19 protein-coding genes are annotated in these 19,953 nt (G+C 58.5%); 9 read left to right on the forward strand and 10 right to left on the reverse strand.

Features of this window, described 5'->3' with window-relative positions; genetic code table 11:
• Positions 1 to 2: 2 nt before the first annotated feature.
• From B145_RS0100130 to B145_RS0100165, 8 genes are all read right to left on the reverse strand, one after another.
• A complete protein-coding gene (locus tag B145_RS0100130; protein ID WP_018604348.1) occupies positions 3 to 1,619 on the reverse strand; it encodes an alpha-D-glucose phosphate-specific phosphoglucomutase in 1,617 nt (538 codons plus the stop codon).
• Complete coding sequence (gene glgA, locus B145_RS0100135; RefSeq protein WP_018604349.1) at positions 1,616 to 3,067, reverse strand: glycogen synthase GlgA; 1,452 nt, start codon at positions 3,065 to 3,067, stop codon at positions 1,616 to 1,618. Before glgA ends, B145_RS0100130 begins: the two co-directional genes overlap by 4 nt.
• A complete protein-coding gene (glgC, locus tag B145_RS0100140; RefSeq protein WP_018604350.1) occupies positions 3,060 to 4,331 on the reverse strand; it encodes a glucose-1-phosphate adenylyltransferase in 1,272 nt (423 codons plus the stop codon). Before glgC ends, glgA begins: the two co-directional genes overlap by 8 nt.
• Positions 4,332 to 4,385: 54 nt before the next feature.
• Entirely contained in the window at positions 4,386 to 6,584 is a 2,199-nt protein-coding gene (gene glgB, locus B145_RS0100145; RefSeq protein WP_018604351.1) for a 1,4-alpha-glucan branching protein GlgB, read from the reverse strand.
• A 6-nt stretch (positions 6,585 to 6,590) separates the two neighbouring features.
• Positions 6,591 to 9,071, reverse strand: a complete 2,481-nt coding sequence (locus tag B145_RS0100150; protein ID WP_018604352.1) for a glycogen/starch/alpha-glucan phosphorylase — start codon at positions 9,069 to 9,071, stop codon at positions 6,591 to 6,593.
• Between the two features lie 166 nt (positions 9,072 to 9,237).
• Positions 9,238 to 9,735, reverse strand: a complete 498-nt coding sequence (locus tag B145_RS0100155; protein ID WP_018604353.1) for a hypothetical protein — start codon at positions 9,733 to 9,735, stop codon at positions 9,238 to 9,240.
• A 50-nt stretch (positions 9,736 to 9,785) separates the two neighbouring features.
• Positions 9,786 to 11,291, reverse strand: a complete 1,506-nt coding sequence (locus tag B145_RS0100160) for a YifB family Mg chelatase-like AAA ATPase (protein ID WP_018604354.1) — start codon at positions 11,289 to 11,291, stop codon at positions 9,786 to 9,788.
• A 2-nt stretch (positions 11,292 to 11,293) separates the two neighbouring features.
• Positions 11,294 to 11,557, reverse strand: a complete 264-nt coding sequence (locus B145_RS0100165) for an accessory factor UbiK family protein (RefSeq protein WP_018604355.1) — start codon at positions 11,555 to 11,557, stop codon at positions 11,294 to 11,296.
• A gap of 267 nt (positions 11,558 to 11,824) precedes the next feature.
• Here B145_RS0100165 and B145_RS0100170 point away from each other — a divergent pair, with 267 nt between their 5' ends.
• The 9 genes from B145_RS0100170 (at position 11,825) to B145_RS0100210 (ending at position 18,667) form a co-directional block, all read left to right on the forward strand.
• A complete protein-coding gene (locus B145_RS0100170; RefSeq protein ID WP_018604356.1) occupies positions 11,825 to 12,610 on the forward strand; it encodes a TorF family putative porin in 786 nt (261 codons plus the stop codon).
• A 48-nt stretch (positions 12,611 to 12,658) separates the two neighbouring features.
• Positions 12,659 to 12,997, forward strand: a complete 339-nt coding sequence (gene glnK, locus B145_RS0100175) for a P-II family nitrogen regulator (protein WP_018604357.1) — start codon at positions 12,659 to 12,661, stop codon at positions 12,995 to 12,997.
• A gap of 20 nt (positions 12,998 to 13,017) precedes the next feature.
• The gene (locus tag B145_RS0100180; protein WP_018604358.1) at positions 13,018 to 14,538 is read left to right on the forward strand and encodes an ammonium transporter; all 1,521 of its coding nucleotides are present in this window, start codon (positions 13,018 to 13,020) and stop codon (positions 14,536 to 14,538) included.
• Between the two features lie 152 nt (positions 14,539 to 14,690).
• Entirely contained in the window at positions 14,691 to 15,071 is a 381-nt protein-coding gene (gene crcB, locus B145_RS0100185) for a fluoride efflux transporter CrcB (protein ID WP_018604359.1), read from the forward strand.
• Positions 15,072 to 15,081: 10 nt separating this feature from the next.
• Positions 15,082 to 15,399: a DUF190 domain-containing protein gene (locus B145_RS0100190; RefSeq protein ID WP_018604360.1), complete on the forward strand. Its 318-nt coding sequence runs from the start codon at positions 15,082 to 15,084 to the stop codon at positions 15,397 to 15,399.
• 322 nt (positions 15,400 to 15,721) lie between these two features.
• Positions 15,722 to 16,597 (forward strand): type IV pili methyl-accepting chemotaxis transducer N-terminal domain-containing protein, encoded by an 876-nt coding sequence (locus tag B145_RS0100195; protein ID WP_018604361.1) that lies wholly within the window; start codon positions 15,722 to 15,724, stop codon positions 16,595 to 16,597.
• 273 nt (positions 16,598 to 16,870) lie between these two features.
• Positions 16,871 to 17,533 carry an HAD family hydrolase gene (locus B145_RS0100200; RefSeq protein WP_026258680.1) on the forward strand — a complete coding sequence of 221 codons (663 nt, stop codon included), beginning with the start codon at positions 16,871 to 16,873 and terminating at the stop codon, positions 17,531 to 17,533.
• Between the two features lie 40 nt (positions 17,534 to 17,573).
• A complete protein-coding gene (gene ruvA / locus B145_RS0100205; RefSeq protein WP_018604363.1) occupies positions 17,574 to 18,161 on the forward strand; it encodes a Holliday junction branch migration protein RuvA in 588 nt (195 codons plus the stop codon).
• Entirely contained in the window at positions 18,158 to 18,667 is a 510-nt protein-coding gene (locus B145_RS0100210; RefSeq protein WP_018604364.1) for a DUF4442 domain-containing protein, read from the forward strand. The genes ruvA and B145_RS0100210 overlap by 4 nt, the downstream gene beginning before the upstream one ends.
• Before the next feature lie 18 nt (positions 18,668 to 18,685).
• Here the strand turns inward: B145_RS0100210 and B145_RS0100215 are convergent, their stop codons facing one another.
• Both B145_RS0100215 and B145_RS0100220 read right to left on the reverse strand, forming a co-directional pair.
• Complete coding sequence (locus B145_RS0100215) at positions 18,686 to 19,342, reverse strand: hypothetical protein (protein ID WP_018604365.1); 657 nt, start codon at positions 19,340 to 19,342, stop codon at positions 18,686 to 18,688.
• A gap of 61 nt (positions 19,343 to 19,403) precedes the next feature.
• Entirely contained in the window at positions 19,404 to 19,907 is a 504-nt protein-coding gene (locus B145_RS0100220; RefSeq protein ID WP_018604366.1) for a cupin domain-containing protein, read from the reverse strand.
• Positions 19,908 to 19,953 lie beyond the last annotated feature (46 nt).

The raw sequence follows: 19,953 nt of genomic DNA on the forward strand, positions 1-19,953 counted from the left end.
GATCAGGTAATCACATCCGGCGTGACACGGCCGGTGTGTTGCTTGATCCCTGCGATGGAATCAGCCAGCGCAATGAGGTCGGCCAGCGCAACTTGCGGGTCGAGATCATGCTTGGCCGGATCGGCTTCGTAACGCTCGATATAGACACGCAGCGTTGCGCCGGAAGTGCCGGTGCCAGACAGCCGGAAGACGATGCGCGTGCCTTCGCCAAACATCAGGCGGATGCCTTGGCCTTCGGTGCGCGAACCATCAATGGGATCGTCATACGCAAAATCATCCACCGCCACGATGCCATGCGACCCCGGCAGGGTGGCAAAGCGGTCACGCAGCCCTTTCATGAGAAGATTGGCGCCGTCGGCATCCACTTCCTCATAGTCGTGGCGCGAATAGTAGTTGCGGCCATAGCTTGCCCAATGGGCCTTGACGATGGTTTCAACGCTTTCACGGCGCACAGCGAGGATATTCAGCCACAGCAGTACGGCCCACAAACCATCTTTTTCGCGCACATGGTTGGAGCCGGTGCCTGCACTCTCTTCACCACAGATGGTGGCCTTATCGGCATCCAGCAGATTGCCGAAGAACTTCCAGCCGGTGGGGGTCTCATAACAACCGATGCCCAGACGTTGCGCCACGCGGTCTGCAGCAGCACTGGTGGGCATGGAGCGGGCGATGCCAACCAAGCCTTTGGCATAGCCAGGGGCGAGATGGGCGTTTGCGGCCAGGAGAGCTAACGAATCGGAAGGATTGACGAAGATGTTGCGGCCGATGATGAGGTTGCGATCCCCATCACCATCCGAAGCAGCGCCCAGATCAGGCGCCTGCGGCGACATCATGAGGTCATACAGTTCCTTGGCATGAACCAGATTGGGGTCGGGATGGTGACCGCCGAAATCCGGCAGCGGGGTGCCGTTGACCACGGTGCCTGCAGGGGCGCCGAGGATGCCTTCAAGAATTTCATGCGCATAGGGGCCGGTAATCGCATGCATGGCGTCAAAGCGCATGCGGAAGCCAGACTGGAACAGCGCACGGATGGCGTCGAAATCAAACAGGCGCTGCATCAATTTGGCATAATCGGCAACGGGGTCGATCACCTCGACCGCCATGCCTTCAACCGTGCTCTTGCCCAGGGTGTTCAGGTCGATATCGGCAGCTTCGGCGATGCGGTACTGGGTGATCTTCTTGCTGTGCTCGAAGATCGCGTTGGTGATTTTTTCCGGCGCCGGGCCACCATTGCTGATGTTGTACTTGATGCCGAAGTCGCCATCCGGGCCGCCGGGGTTGTGGCTGGCGGACAGGATGATGCCGCCGAAGGCCTTGTATTGGCGGATCACGTTCGAGGCGGCAGGCGTCGACAGCAGGCCGCCACGGCCTACCAGCACGCGCCCGAAGCCGTTTGCAGCAGCAATGCGGATGGCGGTCTGAATGACCTGACTGTTGTAGAAACGGCCATCGCCACCGATGACCAGGGTTTGCCCGGCGAAACCTTCCAGCGAGTCGAAAATCGACTGGATGAAGTTTTCCGCATAATTGGGCTGCTGAAATACCGTAACCTTCTTGCGCAGGCCGGACGTGCCGGGTTTCTGCCCTTCAAAGGCGGTGGTGGGTACTACCTTGCTCATGTTGATTGTCCTTCAACGAGTTCCAGATACAGTGCTGCGTACCGTGTCGCACTGGCGTCCCACGATACGTCGGTTTTCATGCCTGCTCTCTGGAGGGCAGCCCACAGCTTGCGATCAGCATACAGCCGGGCAGTGCGCTCCAGCGCTGCGTTGAGCGCTGCGCCATCTGCCGACTGGAACATCACCCCGGTTGCCGCACCAGCGGCAAGTGCGGCCTGATTGGCGTCCACAATGGTATCGGCCAGCCCGCCGGTACGCGCCACCACGGGCACGCAACCATAGCGCAGGGCATAGAGCTGTGTAAGCCCGCAAGGCTCAAACCGCGAGGGCACCAGAATGGCGTCCGAGCCGCCCATCAGCAGATGGGACAAAGCTTCGTCATACCCGGTGACCACTCCGATCCGTCCGGGATGCCGCAAGCAGGCATCGTGGAACTGTTGCTCCAGTTCGGCGTCCCCTGAACCCAGCAGCGCCAAGCGCGCACCGGAGGCGACCAGGGCATCCAGGTTGCTGACCAGGATATCCAGGCCCTTCTGCCAAGTCAGACGGCTGACGACGCAATACAGCAGGCCATCGTCTTCCTGCAGATTGAACCGCTTCTCGATTGCGCGCTTGTTGAACAGGCGCCGCCCCAGAGAACGGATATCGTAGCAATGGGCCAATGCGTCGTCTATTGCGGGATTCCATACCTTGGTATCGATACCATTGACGATGCCGTGCAGCAGTTCGTGACGTGAGCGCAACAAGCCCTGCATGCCCATGCCGAAGGCATGCGTGCAGATTTCTTCGGCATAGGTGGGGCTCACCGTGGTGATGGCATCCGCGCAGGCCAAGCCGCCTTTCAGATAACCCACGCCACCATAGTATTCGACCCCGTGCATGCTAAAAGCATCCACAGGCAGGCCAAGCATGGCAAATTCAGAAGCGGGGAACTGCCCCTGGAAGGCAAGGTTATGCACGGTGACCACCGATTTGACGCGATGGCCGTTGAAATAAAGGTATACGGGGGCCAGGGCCGCCTGCCAGTCGTGTGCGTGCACGATGTCAGGCTGGTAGCCTTCAAGCACGCCTCGCCCTACCTCACTGGCCACGCAAGCCAGGGCGGCAAAGCGCTGTGGATTGTCTGGCCAATCCTTGCCATCCGGACCCAGGTAGGGGTTGCCGGGGCGGCGGAACAGGTGTGGCGCATCCAGCACCAGCAGATCCAGCCCGGCAATTTTCGTGGCGATCAGGTTAGCAGCACCACCGAAGAGGTGGGGAAAGTGGTAGACCTCCTGCCCCTCCACGATGGCTTCGAGTACCTTGGGGTAGCCTGGAATCAGAGTTCGTACCGCCACGCCGTGATCGGCCAGCACACCGGGTAGTGCGCCGGTGACATCCGCCAGCCCACCTGTCTTGATCAGTGGAAAGATTTCCGGAGTAACGGCAAGAACCTTGATTTCACTCATTCTGCAACCTTTCAATCATCGGCTGGGTGATGAGACACACACCATTTTCGGTACGGCGGAAACGCTTGGCGTCGTACTCGGGATCTTCGCCCACCACAAGACCTTCAGGGATGGTGACCCCGCGATCAATAATCACGCGGGACAGGCGCGCATTACGCCCAATGTTGGCAAACGGCAGGATCACCGCTTCTTCCAGCGTACCGTAGGAATTGACGCGCACGCCGGTAAACAGCAGGGTACGCCGCAATAATGAACCTGAGATGATGCACCCACCGGAAATCAGCGAGGTGATGGCCTGGCCACGGCGGCCTTCGGTGTCATGCACAAATTTGGCGGGCGGCACCACTTCGCCGTAGGTCCAGATCGGCCACTCATTGTCATACAGGTCCAGTGCAGGTACCACATCGGTGAGGTCAATGTTGGCCTCCCAATAGGCGTCCAGCGTCCCCACATCGCGCCAGTAGGCCTTGCCCTCAAGGCTGGAGCGCACGCAGGAAGATGAGAAACGGTGTGCGACGGCCTTGCCGTTCTTGACCAGATAGGGAATCAGATCCTTGCCAAAGTCCCGCGAGGAATTGGGGTCAGCCGCATCGCGGCGCAGTTGCTCCACCAGGAATTTAGTCTGAAACACATAGATCCCCATCGAGGCCAGACACTTGTCCGGGTTGCCGGGCATGGGTGGCGGGTCGGCTGGCTTTTCCACAAAATCTATGATGAGGTCATTTTCACCCACATTCATGATGCCGAATTCAGTGCCGTCCTTGCGCGGGATCTCCAGGCAGCCCACGGTAACGTCGGCGCCACTGTCCACGTGCTGCTGCAGCATGAGTTCGTAGTCCATCTTGTAGATGTGGTCACCGGCCAGCACCACGATGTACTCGGTGTCGGCAAACTCGATGGTGTCCAGATTCTGATAGACCGCATCCGTCGTGCCGGCATACCAGTTGCCTTCCGTGAGGCGCTGGCTGGCTGGCAGGATGTCGAAGCTCTCGTTACGCTCCGGGCGCATGAAGTTCCAGCCACGCTGCAGATGGCGGATCAGGCTGTGGGCCATGTATTGGGTGGCAACCGCCATACGGCGGATGCCGGAGTTCATGGCATTTGACAATGCAAAATCAATAATCCGTGACTTGCCGCCAAAATAGACCGCAGGCTTGGCCCGCTTGTCCGTCAGCTCCATCAGGCGGCTGCCGCGCCCGCCTGCCAACACGTAGGCCATGGCGTCACGCGCAAGTGGGCCGTGTTTTCTCTTATTTACTGTCATGGTCTGTCTCCTCGCAAATTCTGTTTTATCTATTCACCTGGGCCGATAAGTGATTCAGCCTTCTTCGCGTACAAAGTACAAAGTTGCCAGCGGCGGCAGGCAGATGCGCGCACTGGCTGGCTTGCCGTGCGTGCCGGGTTCTGTAGCATGTATGCCACCCAGATTGCCTCGCCCCTCGCCCCAGTATTCCTGCGCGTTGGTGTTGAGTACCTCGCGCCAATAGCCGGCTTGTGGCAGGGGAATGACATAGCCATCGCGTGGCACGGGGGTGAAGTTCACCACCACAACCACTGCACCTCGCCCATCTCCCGCATTGCGTTGCCAAGCAAGGACGGAGTTTTCCTTGTCATCCACGATGAGCCACTCAAACCCTTCGCCCTCGCAATCGCGGGCATGAAGCGCCGGCGTCTGTTGATACAGTGCATTGAGGCGGGTCACCAGCGCACGCATCCCTGAGTGGGGCGCATGATCCAGCAGGTGCCAATCGAGGCTGCGCGCCTCGCTCCACTCGGTCCACGGTGCCATTTCCTGCCCCATGAACAGGAGCTTCTTGCCCGGGTAGGCCCACATGAAGGCGTAATAGGCACGCAGCGTGGCAAATTTCTGCCAATCATCTCCAGCCATCTTGTTGAGCAGCGAACCTTTGCCATGTACGACTTCGTCATGCGAGAGCGGCAGAACGAAATTCTCCGTGAAGGCATACAGCAGGCCAAAAGTCAGTTCGTTGTGGTGGTGCTTGCGATGTACCGGATCACGCGCAAGGTAGCCCAGGGTATCGTGCATGAAACCCATGTTCCACTTGAAGCCAAAGCCCAGGCCACCTTCGTGCACGGGTTTGGAGACCCCCGGCCAAGCCGTGGATTCCTCGGCTATGGTGACAATCCCGGCTTGCTTGCCGTAGGCCACCTTGTTCATGCGACGCAGGAAATCGATGGCTTCAAGGTTCTCCCGCCCACCATGGATATTGGGGAGCCATTCGCCTTCCTTGCGCGAATAATCCAGGTAGAGCATGGAGGCCACCGCATCCACGCGCAGCCCATCCAGGTGGTAATGCTCCAGCCAGAACAGGGCGTTGTTGATGAGGTAGTTGGCCACCTCCCGACGCCCGAAGTTGTAGATGGCGGTGTTCCAGTCCGGGTGGTAGCCCAGGCGCGGGTCTTGATGCTCGTAGAGCGCCGTGCCATCGAAGCGCGACAGGCCGTGTGCATCCGTGGGGAAGTGCGCAGGCACCCAATCCAGAATCACCCCGATGCCATGCAGGTGGGCCGTATTGACGAAGCGCGCAAACCCTGCGGCGTCGCCAAAGCGCGAGGTTGGCGCGTACAAGCCGGTGGGTTGATAGCCCCAGGAAGGATCGAAAGGGTGCTCGGTAACCGGCAGGAACTCAATATGCGTGAAGCCCAGCTCGCACACGTAGGGCACAAGGCGCTCGGCCAGCTCATCGTAGCTCAGGAAGCGGCCATCGGCATGGCGTTGCCAGGAACCGGCATGCACTTCGTAAATGCTCATCGGGCTGCGCCGTGCATCGCGCTGGGCGCGTTGCGCCAGATAGGCTTCATCGCTCCAGGTGAAGGTGTGGATATTCCTCACCCTTGAGGCGGTATTGGGGCGCAGTTCGGCAGCGAAGCCGAAGGGATCGCTCTTCAGTGGGAGCAAATGCCCGGCGCCATCGAGAATCTCGAACTTGTAGAGTGCGCCCTCGTCCACACCGGGGAGGAAGATTTCCCACACGCCGGAATCCTGGCGTTTGCGCATGGCATGACGACGACCATCCCAGGCATTGAAATCCCCGATCACCGACACCCGCGAAGCGTTCGGTGCCCAAACTGAAAAATGCGTGCCACTCACCCCTTCATGCTGCAGAATGTGGGCACCCAGCTTGTCATACAGACGCAGGTGCGAACCTTCGGCAGAATAGTAGTCGTCCATCGGCCCCAAGACGGGGCCACAAGCGTAGGGGTCCAGCACACTCCACTGGCCACCGGCATTGCTGACGGCATAACGGATGAGCCCCTGGCGGGTAACCGTCACCAAGCCTTCAAAAAAGCCTTCCTCATGGCGCAGCGCCAGCCGCCCGAGCGACTGGCCCGCCATTGAGAAGGCTTCAACCGCCTCTGCCCCTGGAATGAAGCAGCGTGCCACCCACTGCAGGCCACACTGATGGACGCCGAGAATGGCAAAAGGGTCTGTATGGCGCCCTGTGACTACGTTTGTTACGTCGTGCTCATTCGCACGCCATGCAACCTTGGTCATTGGTTCTTATCCTTGTTTGGTCGACACACCCCATATATCCCGAGCATACTCCCGGATAGTGCGGTCGGAAGAGAACCAGGCCATGTTTGCAGTGTTAAGAATGGTTTTTTCCACCCAGGCGTGGCGATCATGCCACAGCGTGTCCACGCGACGCTGGGCTGCTGCATAATCCTCAAAGTCAGCCGTCAGCATGAACCAGTCGCTATGCCACAGCCCGTCCATCAAGGGGCGGAAGCGGTTGACGTCGTCAGGCGAGAAGGTGCCGTTGCTCACCGCTTCAATGGCTTCGCGCAGCAAAGCAGATTTTTCAATGATTGCCTGTGGCGTATGCCCCTGGGAGCGGCGTAGTTCCACTTCCTCGGCCGTCAGCCCGAAGATCACGATGTTCTCTTCCCCAACACGATCACGGATTTCCACATTGGCACCATCCAGCGTGCCAATCGTCAGGGCGCCATTGAGGGCGAACTTCATATTGCCCGTCCCTGATGCCTCCATCCCGGCGGTAGAGATTTGTTCGGAAAGGTCGGCAGCCGGGATGATGGTCTCGGCCAGACTGACGTTGTAGTTGGGCAGAAATACCACTTTCAACAGACCGCGCACGCTCGGGTCACTGTTGATCGTGTGCGCCACATCATTGATCAGCTTGATGGTGAGTTTGGCATGCCAGTAGCTGGCAGCGGACTTACCGGCGAAAATCTTGACGCGTGGCACCCAGTCTTTCGTGGGCTGCTCCCGGATAGACAGGTAGAGCGAAACAGTTTCCAGGATGTTCAGCAGTTGGCGTTTGTATTCGTGGATACGCTTGATCTGTGCGTCGAACAAGGAGTGCGGATCGCTACGGATGCCGAGGCGATCCGCAATCAGATGAGCCAGTTTTTGCTTGTTTTCCAGCTTGATCTGGGCAAACCGCTCTTGGAAGGCGGCATCCTTGGCGAGCTTCACCAGCCCTTCAAGCTCCTCGGGGTGATCCAGCACCTTGTCGCCCAGCACTTCCTGCAAAAGCCCGGTCAGCCCAGGGTTGCACTGGTAGAGCCAGCGGCGGAAGGCGATCCCGTTGGTCTTGTTGTTGATGCGCCCGGGGAAAAGCCCGTTCAGATCCTTGAAGACGCTGATCTTCATCAGATCGGTATGTAGCGCAGACACCCCATTGATGCTGTGGCTGCCAGCAAAGGCCAGATTGCCCATGCGCACACGCCGCCCCCAATGTTCATCGATGAGGGACACGGAGGAAATGATCGCCTCACTGGCCGACTTGGCGCGCGCCTCGATCATCAACTCTTCGTTGATCGCGTAGATGATTTGCAGATGGCGGGGCAGCAGGCGCTCAAACAAATGCACCGGCCACGCTTCCAGCGCCTCGGGCAGCAGGGTGTGGTTGGTATAGGAGATGGTATCCCGCGTAATTCGCCAGGCATCTTCCCAGTTGATGTGGTATTCGTCGCAGAGCAGGCGCATCAACTCGGCCACGGCGATGGCCGGATGGGTATCGTTGAGCTGGATGGCCACCTTGTCGGCCAGATACAGCACGCTGCCATATTGCAGCAGGTGGCGGCGCAGAATGTCTTGCAGCGAGGCAGAGGTAAAGAAGTATTCCTGGCGCAGACGCAGTTCCTGCCCGGCCGGGGTGGAATCCGAGGGGTACAGCACCCGGGTGAGCAGATCGGCCTGATTGCTATCATGCAAGGCGCCGGCGTAATCGCCGGAATTGAAGGCGTCGAGCTGGATGGGGTTGACCGCACGAGACTTCCACAGCCGCAGGGTATTGACGCGTTCGGCGCGCCAGCCTGGAATTGGCATGTCATAGGCAAAGGCCATGATTTTTTCGGCTGGCTTCCAGATATCCACCGGGCGTTCCGCCCCGTGTACCTGCCTGCGCTCGGTACCGGTGGAACCGCCAAAGCAGATCTCGAAGGTTTCCTCGTAACGTGGCACTTCCCAGTGGTTCCCATGCTCCAGCCAGGTCTCCGGGGTTTCTTTCTGCCAGCCGTCGACAATGTGCTGACGGAACAGGCCATGATCATAGCGTATGCCGTAGCCATATGCAGGAATCCCGACCGTGGCCATGCTTTCCATGAAGCAGGCAGCCAGCCGCCCCAGGCCACCATTGCCCAGTGCTGCATCGGGTTCGAGTTCGGCAAGCACATCGATATCGAGCCCCAGGCGCTTGAGTGCATCGGTCATCGGTACAGTCAGCCCGAGGTTGCACATCGCGTCACGCAGCAGGCGCCCGATCAAAAATTCCAGCGAGAGGTAATACACCCGCTTGGATTCGGCCTTGTAGGCTTCGCGCTTGCTGGTGACCCAGCGATTGATCACATGGTCACGCACCACCATGATGGTAGCCGCCAGCCAGTCTTCCTTCTGCGCAATCTTGAGATCCTTGCCGATGGTGTGAGCCATCTTCTCCACGATCTCGTGCGCCAGATCCTCAGGATCGACACTCAGGGGACGGGGAGAATTCACTTCACGCTCGTTTTCCTTGCTCATGGAGCACCTCTTAGCATCATCAATCATCCGGGCAGTCAACCGGTGTCAAGGCGGATCTTGCGCCGAGCCTCCCGGAAACAGGCCAAGCAACAAAGATACCACTACCAGATTCATGGGGCAGCACGCTGGCCGTACCCGCCCCACCTGCACATCACCACCCGATTATTCAGCGGGAATAATCAGGCAGACTATCCAGAAACGCTCGGCCGCAACCACGCAGGCGCACATAATCCTCGTCGATCCGCTGGGGTGAGAGCAGCCGCGTCCATCCGATGCCAATCACCACGGAGACCAACAGCAACACACTGCCCTCCACCGTCGTCCAGACCTGATCCCCTGTAACGCCATGGATGGTCACGCCAATCCCGGCCAGGGTTCCGATCCAGCCCACGGCCAGCCCCTTCCAGTACTTGCCCCGGTGTTCGGCGCAGAGCGAAAAGGTAATGCGTGCCTTTTTGCGCACCAGCACAGCCACCAGGGCGTAAATCAAAACCTGCAACAGAATCAGCAAATACAAAGCCGGGTGGTGCCAATATACATTGCGGACCTTGGTGCCCTCTGCCACGGGCGCATTACATTTGATGCAGCGATGAGGCAGGGCGGATTCCCTTGCAATCACCAGAATCTTGCCATCCCGCCAACACCCTTTGACTGCGGCAGTCATTCACCTCAACCCGAGGCGGTGCATAGGGATTGTAAGAGTCTTTCAAGGCCCTATCTCCCCGATTCGCCCGGCAGACCACGACGATACTGTATCGCCTCGGCCACATGTGCGGCACCAATTGTTTCCGATAGTGCCAAATCTGCCACGGACCGTGCCACCTTGAGGGTACGGTGATAGGCCCGCGCCGACAGCCCCAGGCGCTCGATTGCCCGTTTGAGCAGTGCCTTGGCCTGCTCATCCATGGGGCAGAAGCGCTCGATATCCGCTGCATCCAGGTGCGCATTGAGCTTGCCTTGGCGCGCTTGCTGGTATTGCTGGGCGGCCACCACGCGGGCCCGCACCTGGGCAGAGGACTCCCCGGCGGGCGCCCCCTGCAATTCATCCACTGACAAGGCCCCGACTTCGATAGACAGGTCAATCCGATCAAGCAGAGGGCCAGAAAGCTTGCCACGATAACGCGCAATCTGATCCGGCGTGCATCGACAAGCCCGCTTGGGATGGCCCAGATAGCCACAAGGGCAGGGATTCATCGCCGCCACGAACTGGAACCGCGCCGGAAAATCGGCCCGCTGTGCGGCGCGCGAAACGGTGATATGCCCGGTTTCCAAGGGCTCGCGCAGGGCTTCGAGCACTCTGCGGTCAAATTCCGGTAATTCGTCCAGAAACAAAACGCCGTGGTGCGCCAGACTGATCTCCCCTGGCCGGGGATTCATGCCGCCGCCTACCAGCGCGGGGGCGGATGCAGAGTGGTGCGGACTGCGGAAGGGGCGTTGCGCAAACCTAGCCGGGTCAAAACGCCCCTCCAGAGACTGGACAGCAGCGCTCTCCAGCGCTTCCGCATCCCCCAAGGGAGGCAAAATACCCGGCAAACGGCTGGCCAGCATGGATTTGCCCGTACCCGGCGGGCCGTAGAGCAGCAGGGAATGCAGGCCGGTGGCGGCAACCTCCAGCATGCGTTTGACTTGTACCTGCCCTTTTACATCTTGTAGATCAGGATAATGCTGCATGCCCTGCATTGGGGCACCAGAATAGGGCTGCAACGCGGAATGCCCATTCAGGTGCGCAACCACTTCGAGCAGGTTGCGCGCGGGCAACACGCTCACCCCTTTGACCAAGGCCGCTTCAGGGGCATTATCGACGGGCAGAATCAGGGTTCGGCCACTGCGCGCCGCATGGCAGGCCATGGCCAAGGCGCCACGCACCGGGCGCAATTCCCCGGTGAGAGAGAGTTCGCCCGCCAATTCATATTCCGCCAGCGCTTCTGTCTTGACCTGGGCAGAGGCAGCGAGAATCCCCAAGGCAATCGGCAGATCAAAGCGCCCGCTTTCCTTGGGCAGATCGGCTGGTGCGAGATTGACGGTGATGCGCTGGTTGGGAAACTCAAACTGGCAGGTCTGCAGCGCGGCCCGCACGCGGTCACGCGCCTCTTTGACTTCAGTATCTGGCAGACCTACCAGCGATACGGCGGGCAGGCCATTGGCAAGGTGCACCTCCACGATCACCTCGGGCGCCTCCATGCCTGCCAGGGCGCGGCTTTTGATCAGCGCCAGACTCAAGTTCAGTCTCCGCCGCCGGTGTGCTTCTCCGCCTCGGCAAGCTTTTTCTCCAGCGCCTCAAGCCGCTCACGGGTGCGTGCCAGCAGCTCGCGCTGTACTTCGAATTCTTCCCTGCTCACCAGATCCAGCTTGGCAAAAGCGCCTGAGAGCATGGCCTTGATGTTTTTTTCCATGTCCTTGGCCGGAGTCGTGGCAAGCAGCTCGGATACTTTGTTGCCAAGCTCTTCGAAAATCTTGGCGGGGGAAACGGGGCTTACCATGGTCATATCTCCTTAAATGCACGTGCGCCGGGCACCACATGCCTGGACGCCAATTCAGTGAGTCTAGCATAGCGGCATGTGCAGACACGATGCACCAAAGCAATGCACGCTCGGAGTGCATGCCCGGCTTTTCATGCGCACGAAACGTGCGCCACTCCCCGCCGCCCCCCTGCCAAACGCAGATAAGTCTTTGTGACAAAAAGATTTTCAGACACTGGCACGATTCCAGCTAATACCCAGGCACCCCACCCTCGTTCCATAGGAGTCATTCAGATGCGCCTCAACACGATTGCAGTCTCCCTGATCGCCATGTTGGTCTCCATCCCCGCCATTGCGGAAGAAGCAGCCGCACCGAGCCCGATCACGGGTAACTTCAGCATTGTGTCGGACTATCGTTTCCGTGGCATTTCGCAAAGCTACAAACAACCTGCCGTGCAAGGCGGGATTGATTTCACGCATTCCAGTGGCGCCTATCTGGGAACCTGGATGTCCAGCGTCAGCGGTAATTCCTACACCAATGGTGCCTCGCTTGAATGGGACATGTATGGCGGCTATCGCGGCACCATCGTAGGCGACTTCGGCTATGACGTTGGCGCCCTGTACTACTACTACCCGAGCGCCCATTACAACGATAACGGCAAAACCAAATACAACACGCTGGAAGCCTATGGCGCACTGACCTACAAGTGGGCCTCGCTGAAGTATTCGCATGCCGTCACCAATTTCTTCGGGACCAAGACCGAAACGGCTGGCGCCTTCGGCAGCGGGGATTCCAAGGGTTCCGGTTACCTGGATCTGAGCGCCAACATCCCGCTGATCGACAAGCTCACCTTCAATGCCCATTTGGGTCATCAGAGTGTCAGACACTACACCAAGATGGCATACACGGACTGGAAGGCTGGCGTGACCTATGACCTGTCTGGCTGGCAGTTGGGTGCAGCAGTCGTCGGCACCAATGCCCGGGATGAGGTCTATACCACCTGCGACGTGGGTGACAGCTCCCACTGCAAGAAGACGGGCAGCAACACACTGGTTTTGTCTGTAGGCAAATCGTTCTGAGCGCATGCGGCGGGGCTGCAAGGCCCCTTATATGAACAGGAGATTTTCATGAAATTCGTAACAGCCATCATCAAGCCCTTCAAGCTCGACGAGGTGCGTGAAGCCTTGTCGGCCATCGGGGTGCAAGGCGTGACGGTGACCGAGGTCAAGGGCTTCGGGCGCCAAAAGGGCCACACCGAGCTGTATCGCGGTGCCGAGTATGTGGTCGATTTTCTCCCCAAGGTGAAGATCGAAGTGGCGATCGACGACAGCCTGGTTGATCAGGTAATCGAGGCTATCGAGAAGTCCGCCAACACCGGCAAGATCGGCGACGGCAAAATTTTTGTTTTCGACCTGTTGCAAGCCATCCGCATTCGTACCGGCGAAACCGGTTCGGAAGCCCTTTGATCCATCGGGAGCCTGGAATTATGAAAAAGTTTCTCGCCATCGCGCTTACGGCCTTGACCGTGGCGTTCTCCGGCGCGGCGTTTGCAGATGACGCCAGTGCGCCTGCTGCGGCCACCGCTGCCTCGGCACCTGCCGTAGCAGCCCCTGCTGCAGTGGATGCCTCCGCCCCGGCCGCTGCGGCACCTGCTGAAGCCGCCTCTGCCCCGGCGGCAGCCACGCCGGCCCCCAACAAGGGCGACACAGCCTGGATGATTGTGGCCACCCTGCTGGTCGCCATGATGACCATCCCGGCGCTAGCCCTGTTCTACGGTGGTCTGGTCCGCTCCAAGAACATGCTGTCGATCCTGATCCAATGTTTCGTCGTGTTCTCGCTGTGTATCGTGCTGTGGGTCCTGTATGGCTACAGCATCGCCTTTACCGAAGGACACGGCAGCCTGGGCGCCTTCTTTGGCAGCTTCGACAAGATTCTGCTCAAGGGCATCACGGTTGACTCTGGCGCGGGCACGTTCAGCAAGGGTGTATATATCCCAGAACTGATCTATGTGTTCTTCCAAGCCACCTTTGCTGCGATTACGCCAGCATTGATCCTGGGTGCCTTTGCTGAACGCATGAAGTTCTCTGCCGTACTGATGTTCATCTTCCTGTGGTTCACGTTCTCCTACCTGCCCATTGCACACATGGTCTGGTTCTGGGCGGGTCCGGATGCCTACACCAGCGCAGCTGCGGGTGATGCGGCCAACGCTACGGCGGGCTTCCTGTTCCAGAAGGGTGCGATCGACTTCGCCGGTGGTACCGTGGTGCACATCAACGCTGCTGTAGCAGGTTTGGTCGGTGCCTTCATGGTTGGCAAGCGGATTGGTTACGGTCGTGAATCGATGGCGCCGCACAGCCTGACGATGACCATGATCGGTGCCTCCCTGCTGTGGATCGGCTGGTTCGGCTTCAACGCGGGTTCCGCTCTGGAAGCCAACGGTGGTGCAGCACTCGCCTTCGGCACCACGATGACGGCTACGGCTGGTGCCACACTCTCCTGGCTGTTTGCTGAATGGATCATCAAGGGCAAGCCCTCCATGCTGGGTGCAGCGTCTGGTGCAGTGGCGGGTCTGGTTGCCATCACCCCGGCCTGCGGCTATGTCGGCATCGGCGGTGGTCTGGTGATCGGTCTGCTGGCTGGCTGCATCTGCCTGTGGGGTGTGAATGGTCTGAAGAAGCTGCTCGGTGCAGATGACGCACTGGACGTGTTCGGTGTCCACGGCGTGGGCGGTATCCTCGGTGCCATGCTGACCGGCGTGTTCGCCAACCCCGATCTGGGCGGCACCGGTGTGTATGACTACGTGGCCAACAAGGTGGGGGAATACTCCACCTCCGCTCAACTGATGAGCCAAGGCACCGCTGTCATCACCACGATTCTGTGGTCCGGTATCGTCTCCTTCATCGCCTACAAGCTGGTCGATATGTTCATCGGTCTGCGTGTGCCGGAAGAGGAAGAACGCGAAGGTCTGGACATCTCCAGCCACGGCGAATCGGCCTACCACTACTAAGCCAACGCGACAGTCCGGCTCGCCGGACTTCTCCTGCCAAACGCCTCCGGAAACGGGGGCGTTTTTTTGCCTCTACACCCACCACCTGCACTTTCGCCACAAACGGGGTTGCGGGTATCCTTGCGCATCAACTGATTCACCCGGATTCCCCCATGTTCAACTCCATTCTCGCCATCAGCCTCGGTGCCTCCCTGGGCGCTGTGCTACGCTGGATATTAGGTACATCACTCAATGCGCTGTTCCCTTCGATTCCACCCGGAACCCTGGCGGCCAACCTGATTGGGGGATATCTGATCGGTCTGGCAGTCGCCTTTTTCGGTCAGCACCCCAGTCTGGCCCCCGAATGGCGCTTGTTTGTAATTACCGGATTCCTGGGCGGGCTGACAACGTTTTCCACCTTCTCGGCAGAAGTCACCACCCTGCTCCAACAAGGGCGCCTGCTCTGGGCTGGGGCAGCCGTATCGGTACATGTGATCGGCTCGTTGATGATGACACTGGCAGGGATGGCAACCATCAGTTTGCTCAAGGCATGAGGAGCATGGCATGCAAGGCTTTCAACTCACATTCTTTACCGAGCAGAATCGCAAACATGCAGGGCACCCGCTGGGTGAATGGCTGATTCAGGAAGCACAGCGGCTGGGGGTGGGGGGTGCAACGATGATTGCCGCCAGCGAAGGCTTCGGCAAGCACCGCACCCTGCATTCGGCACATTTCTTTGAGCTGGCGGACCAACCCATCGAAATCACCATGGCATTGAGCGAGGCGGATTCTGCGCGTCTGTTCGCACGCCTGCGTGAAGAGAAACTCAAGCTCTTCTACATCAAGGCGCCAATTGAATTTGGTTTCACATCGGAGCTCTAGGGTTTCCCCTCCTCCTTTGGCTGCGCCCCACGCCATCGGCCAGAGCCGATCTTTCTTCTCCTGAACTGTGACCTGATACATAAGGGCAGGCTTCCATGTAAGGATAAGTGCTTGCCCAAGGTGTAGAATAAACGCGAGAAAACGTTTTCAAGCATTTCCCGATGTTCGGCATTAGGGGTAATCCCCAGTGCTGCGCATCAAAATGCTTGAAGCAGCAAAAGCACCCCACACACAGGTGCATGTAGAAAGCTTGCGCGCCAGATGGCATGACAGGCTCAGAGCAAAAACACTATAAGCAGCTCGTTTCTCAGGAGGAGACACCATGATCACGGATTCCGTCCGCGTATGCCCGGATTTCCAACGCCGCCGCGTCCTGTGCCTGCTGGGCGGTGCCGCCCTGCTTCTCGGCAGCACGCTGGCCCATGCAGCACCCGCCGCTGCGACCTCGGCACCCGCAGGCCCTGCACTCACCCAGATCGACCTGATCAATCTCGCCGTGCGCCAGCGCACCCTGATCCAGCGCATGACCAAGCTGTACGCACAGATTCTGGTCGGCGCTCGGACCACCGATGCCAAGCGGCTGATACAGGAAGCCATCAGCCGCTTCGACACCCTGCATACCACGCACAAATCAGCCGCCAGCGGCATGGGTTCGACCAACTATCAGGTCACCGCAGTTCTGGACAAGATCTCCAAGGCCTGGGCCAAACTTCATGTGGATATTGCCAAGGCCCCCACAGAAAAAGCCCTGCCCGACATCTGTAGCCAATGCGAGGATCTCTCCCGCCTGATCAACCAGAGCACTGGTGCATCGGCCCAGTTCCTGAGCGGCTCACCGATCGGGCAACTGGTCGACCGCTCGGGCAAGCAGTGCTACCTCTCACAACGCATCGCCAAAAACTACTTCTTGCGCGCCCTGGGCCAGAGCGCAGAAGAAGCCAGCCGCGAAATCAACGATGCCCGCAAGGAGTTCATCGACAACGCCACCTTTCTCGCCAAGGCGCCGGAGAACACCACGGAAATCAAGTTCCTGCTGCAACTGGGCGCCACACAATGGCCCTATTTTGACGACGCAGTAAGCCAAAGCCATAAGAGTTCCACTGATCTTGACTACAACGTGGCCACCACGGCGGAAAACATCCTGGAAGTGCTGGAGCGCACCAACCTGCTGTATTTCAAACTCTCCTCCAGCACCTGAAAACCTGTTCACGATCTGTAGCGAGAGGCTGTCAGCGGGATGAAGAGCAGCGCAGAAACCGGAGTTTATGTGGATAAATGAGGATTTCGAGCAGCACATGAGCCCCGATCACAGCCTCGCAGTAAGATCATGAACAGATTCTGAAAAGGGCACAACAGCCGGACGGGGCCGTCTCTATCCCCATCCGGCTTGCCCGGTTAGCGCCAGTGGGTGGCATTGTCCAGCCTGTCGTGATGTAATGATGGGTTGCAATGGATTGAACAGGATTCCACCATGGTGCTGCATCTGCCACGGCCACAAGCGGTCATTTTTGACATGGATGGCTTGTTGCTCGACTCCGAGCGCATCGCACTGGCCCACTTTGCCCAGGCGGCACACGATATCGGCGCGCCTTGGAGCGAAGAAATCGGCCTGCGCATGGTAGGGCTCACCCCCCAGGATTCTGACGCCATGCTGTGCACCACCTATGGCGACGATTACCCGGTCGACGCCCTGCGGGATCGCTTTGGCGAACTCTACGAGCAAGCCATTCTCAACGGCATCCCGCTCAAACCTTTTGTGCGCGAACTGATCGAGCGCCTGCGCCTGATGGAGATCCCCTGTGCCGTCGCCACCTCCACCCACCGCAAACGCGCCGAAGCCAAGCTGGCACGCAGCCAACTGTTAGCAAACTTCAAGGCCCTGGCCTGTGGTGACGAAGTCATCCGTGGCAAACCCGCCCCGGACATTTTTGAAGTGGCCGCCGCCCGCCTCGGCGTGGCACCGAACACATGCCTTGCGCTGGAAGACTCCAACGCAGGCGTGCGCGCAGCGATCTCGGCGAATATGACGGTCGTCATGGTGCCTGACATGCTGCGCCCCGACCCGGATATCCGCCGCTACGGCGTCGCCTGCGTGGAATCGCTCAAGGATGTCCTCGTCGCCCTAAGCAATTAACCCTAAGCCATTAACATACAGCCTTGTAACTGGAGCCCCCATGATTGGCAGACTCAACGGCATCCTGCTTGAAAAGAACCCGCCCCAGATCCTGCTCGACGTCAACGGTGTGGGGTATGACATAGAAGTTCCCATGAGCACTTTCTACCCGCTGCCCAACCTGGGCGAACGGGTCGCACTCCACACTCACTTGGCCGTGCGTGAAGACGGCCATTTCCTCTACGGTTTTGCCACCGAGGATGAACGCACCACCTTCCGCATGCTACTCAAGGTCTCCGGCATTGGTGCACGAACCGCACTGGCCATCCTCTCCGGCATGTCGGTGACCGAACTCGCAGGCGCCATCACCCTGCAAGAAGCCGGGCGACTGACCCGCGTGCCGGGCATCGGCAAAAAAACCGCCGAACGCCTACTGCTGGAACTCAAGGACAAGCTCGCCAAGACGCTGCCCGCCGTCTCCAACACCGTTGCGCTGGCCCCGCAAGGCGCCCATACCGATATCGCCCATGCCCTGCTGGCACTGGGCTACAACGAAAAAGAAGCCCTCGGCAGCCTCAAACAACTCCCCGCCGAAATCGGTGTGTCCGACGGCATTCGCGCGGCATTGAAACTACTATCCAAGGCATGAGCCTCAGCCCCAAACTCAAACAGGGTTTTCTGCGCAACATCGCCATGCCCGCATGGTGCAGCCGCCTGATGCTCAACGTGTGGCCGCCGATGATCGGCGCCGGTATCCATGTGGAATATATCTCGCCAGACTACCAAGAAGCCCGCGTGCGCATGCGCCAACGGCTTCTGAATACCAACCTGTTCGGCACCCACTTTGGCGGCTCGCTGTTCGCCATGACAGACCCGTTCTACACCTTGCTGGTCCTGCACCGTCTGGGCAAGGAATACGTGGTCTGGGACAAGAGCTCCGCCATCGAATTCCTGCTCCCCGCACGTGGCACCGTTCGCGCCACCTTTCGGGTCAGCGAAGAGATGGTCCAGGACATCCGCACCGCCACCGCAGGGGGCGACAAATACGAACCCACCTACTCCGTGGAAATCGCCGACCCCAAAGGCGAAGTCGTGGCCCGCGTGCTCAAGACTCTTTATGTGAGGCGCAAGCCACAAAAACCATTACAAGAATAGGCCTGCAATCTGTGTGGGCTAATCATGCGCACTTTCTTTGAGCAAATCATCTCCGATTTGCTTCCATTCTTGATTGGAGATCAAAGTAGAGCGGTAAATATTAATCTTTACGTCTGTTCTAGACTTTAGAACAGACTTGACTGATCTGGCTACGGCTGTGTGAAGCCAAGGGCTAAGTGTTATCCGATAAATACAGTCAAGAGTGATGGGAAATTCATGCGCAGCTTTCTCCTCGTTATCGGATTGCCAAATCAGTCGAAACTCCCCTTCCGGTTTGTATGCTTTACGTTTAATAAAGGGGAGTTCATCTAGCGCTATACGAGAACACAGACCATCCCTTGCTTCTTTCAAAGTGAGGTAATTAACATCACCATATCGAATGTCATGTCTATCAGCCAGCTCTAACAACCTGTCTCGATGGAATTCGATGCATACTCCTGCCGTTCCACTCGCAAAAACATGCCAGTGGTGGTAAGTATCCGAGATCTGTGAGAAACACAAAGCCAATAATGATTTGAGCTTTTTATGATTTTTGTACTCGCGTAGATAGTACGAATCGTTTTTGTCATCCCAATTCTCAGGGTCCAACAATGTCAAACTCTCCGTTTCCAGAATGTGAAGAAGAGCCGGCAAATCCGTATAACGACGGAGGTATTTTTTCAATTTTGTGGTCATTCCGCTTTACTCTATAAGCAGCATTCACAGACCCAAGCCACCTACAAGAAAACAACCTCCCTCAGGGTTCATCAGTCCAGTAATCCACGCTGTCGTCAAGATGCCGAATCGCCTGGAAAGCCCGCGTATCTTCACGATCAACCTTGGCGAGATATTTGCCGGAATCGGGGTATTCAACCACTTCAGGCGAATCCATGGTGCTGATCGAGAGGTACTTCAGCGCTTGATCTGAGGTGTTGATGATCTGATGCGGGTACTCCGGGCCGGGCGGGATAAATACCATGTCTCCGGCATGTACCGGCAACACTTCTCCCGCTACACGCAGGCTGCCTGTGCCTTCGAGGATGATGAACATTTCTTCCTGCGCATGGTGGAAATGGTAGGGGCAGGAGCGTTTGCCCGGCGCCAGGATGTCGATGGATGCGCCCAATTTCTGGGCGGCAGTCCCCTTAGCCAAACGCGCCGCCATGGATTCATACAGTGGTTCGCGCACTTCTTGTTGCAGCGTGGCTTCGTTAAAATTGCGGATCAATTTCCGGGATAGTGCCTGGGCCTTGTCATTCATATGCCTATTCCATAAATAAGAATACAACCAGTCTGTAGGCATCGCA

Origin of the sequence: Uliginosibacterium gangwonense DSM 18521, assembly GCF_000373965.1 — a bacterium.
Lineage (GTDB): Bacteria > Pseudomonadota > Gammaproteobacteria > Burkholderiales > Rhodocyclaceae > Uliginosibacterium > Uliginosibacterium gangwonense.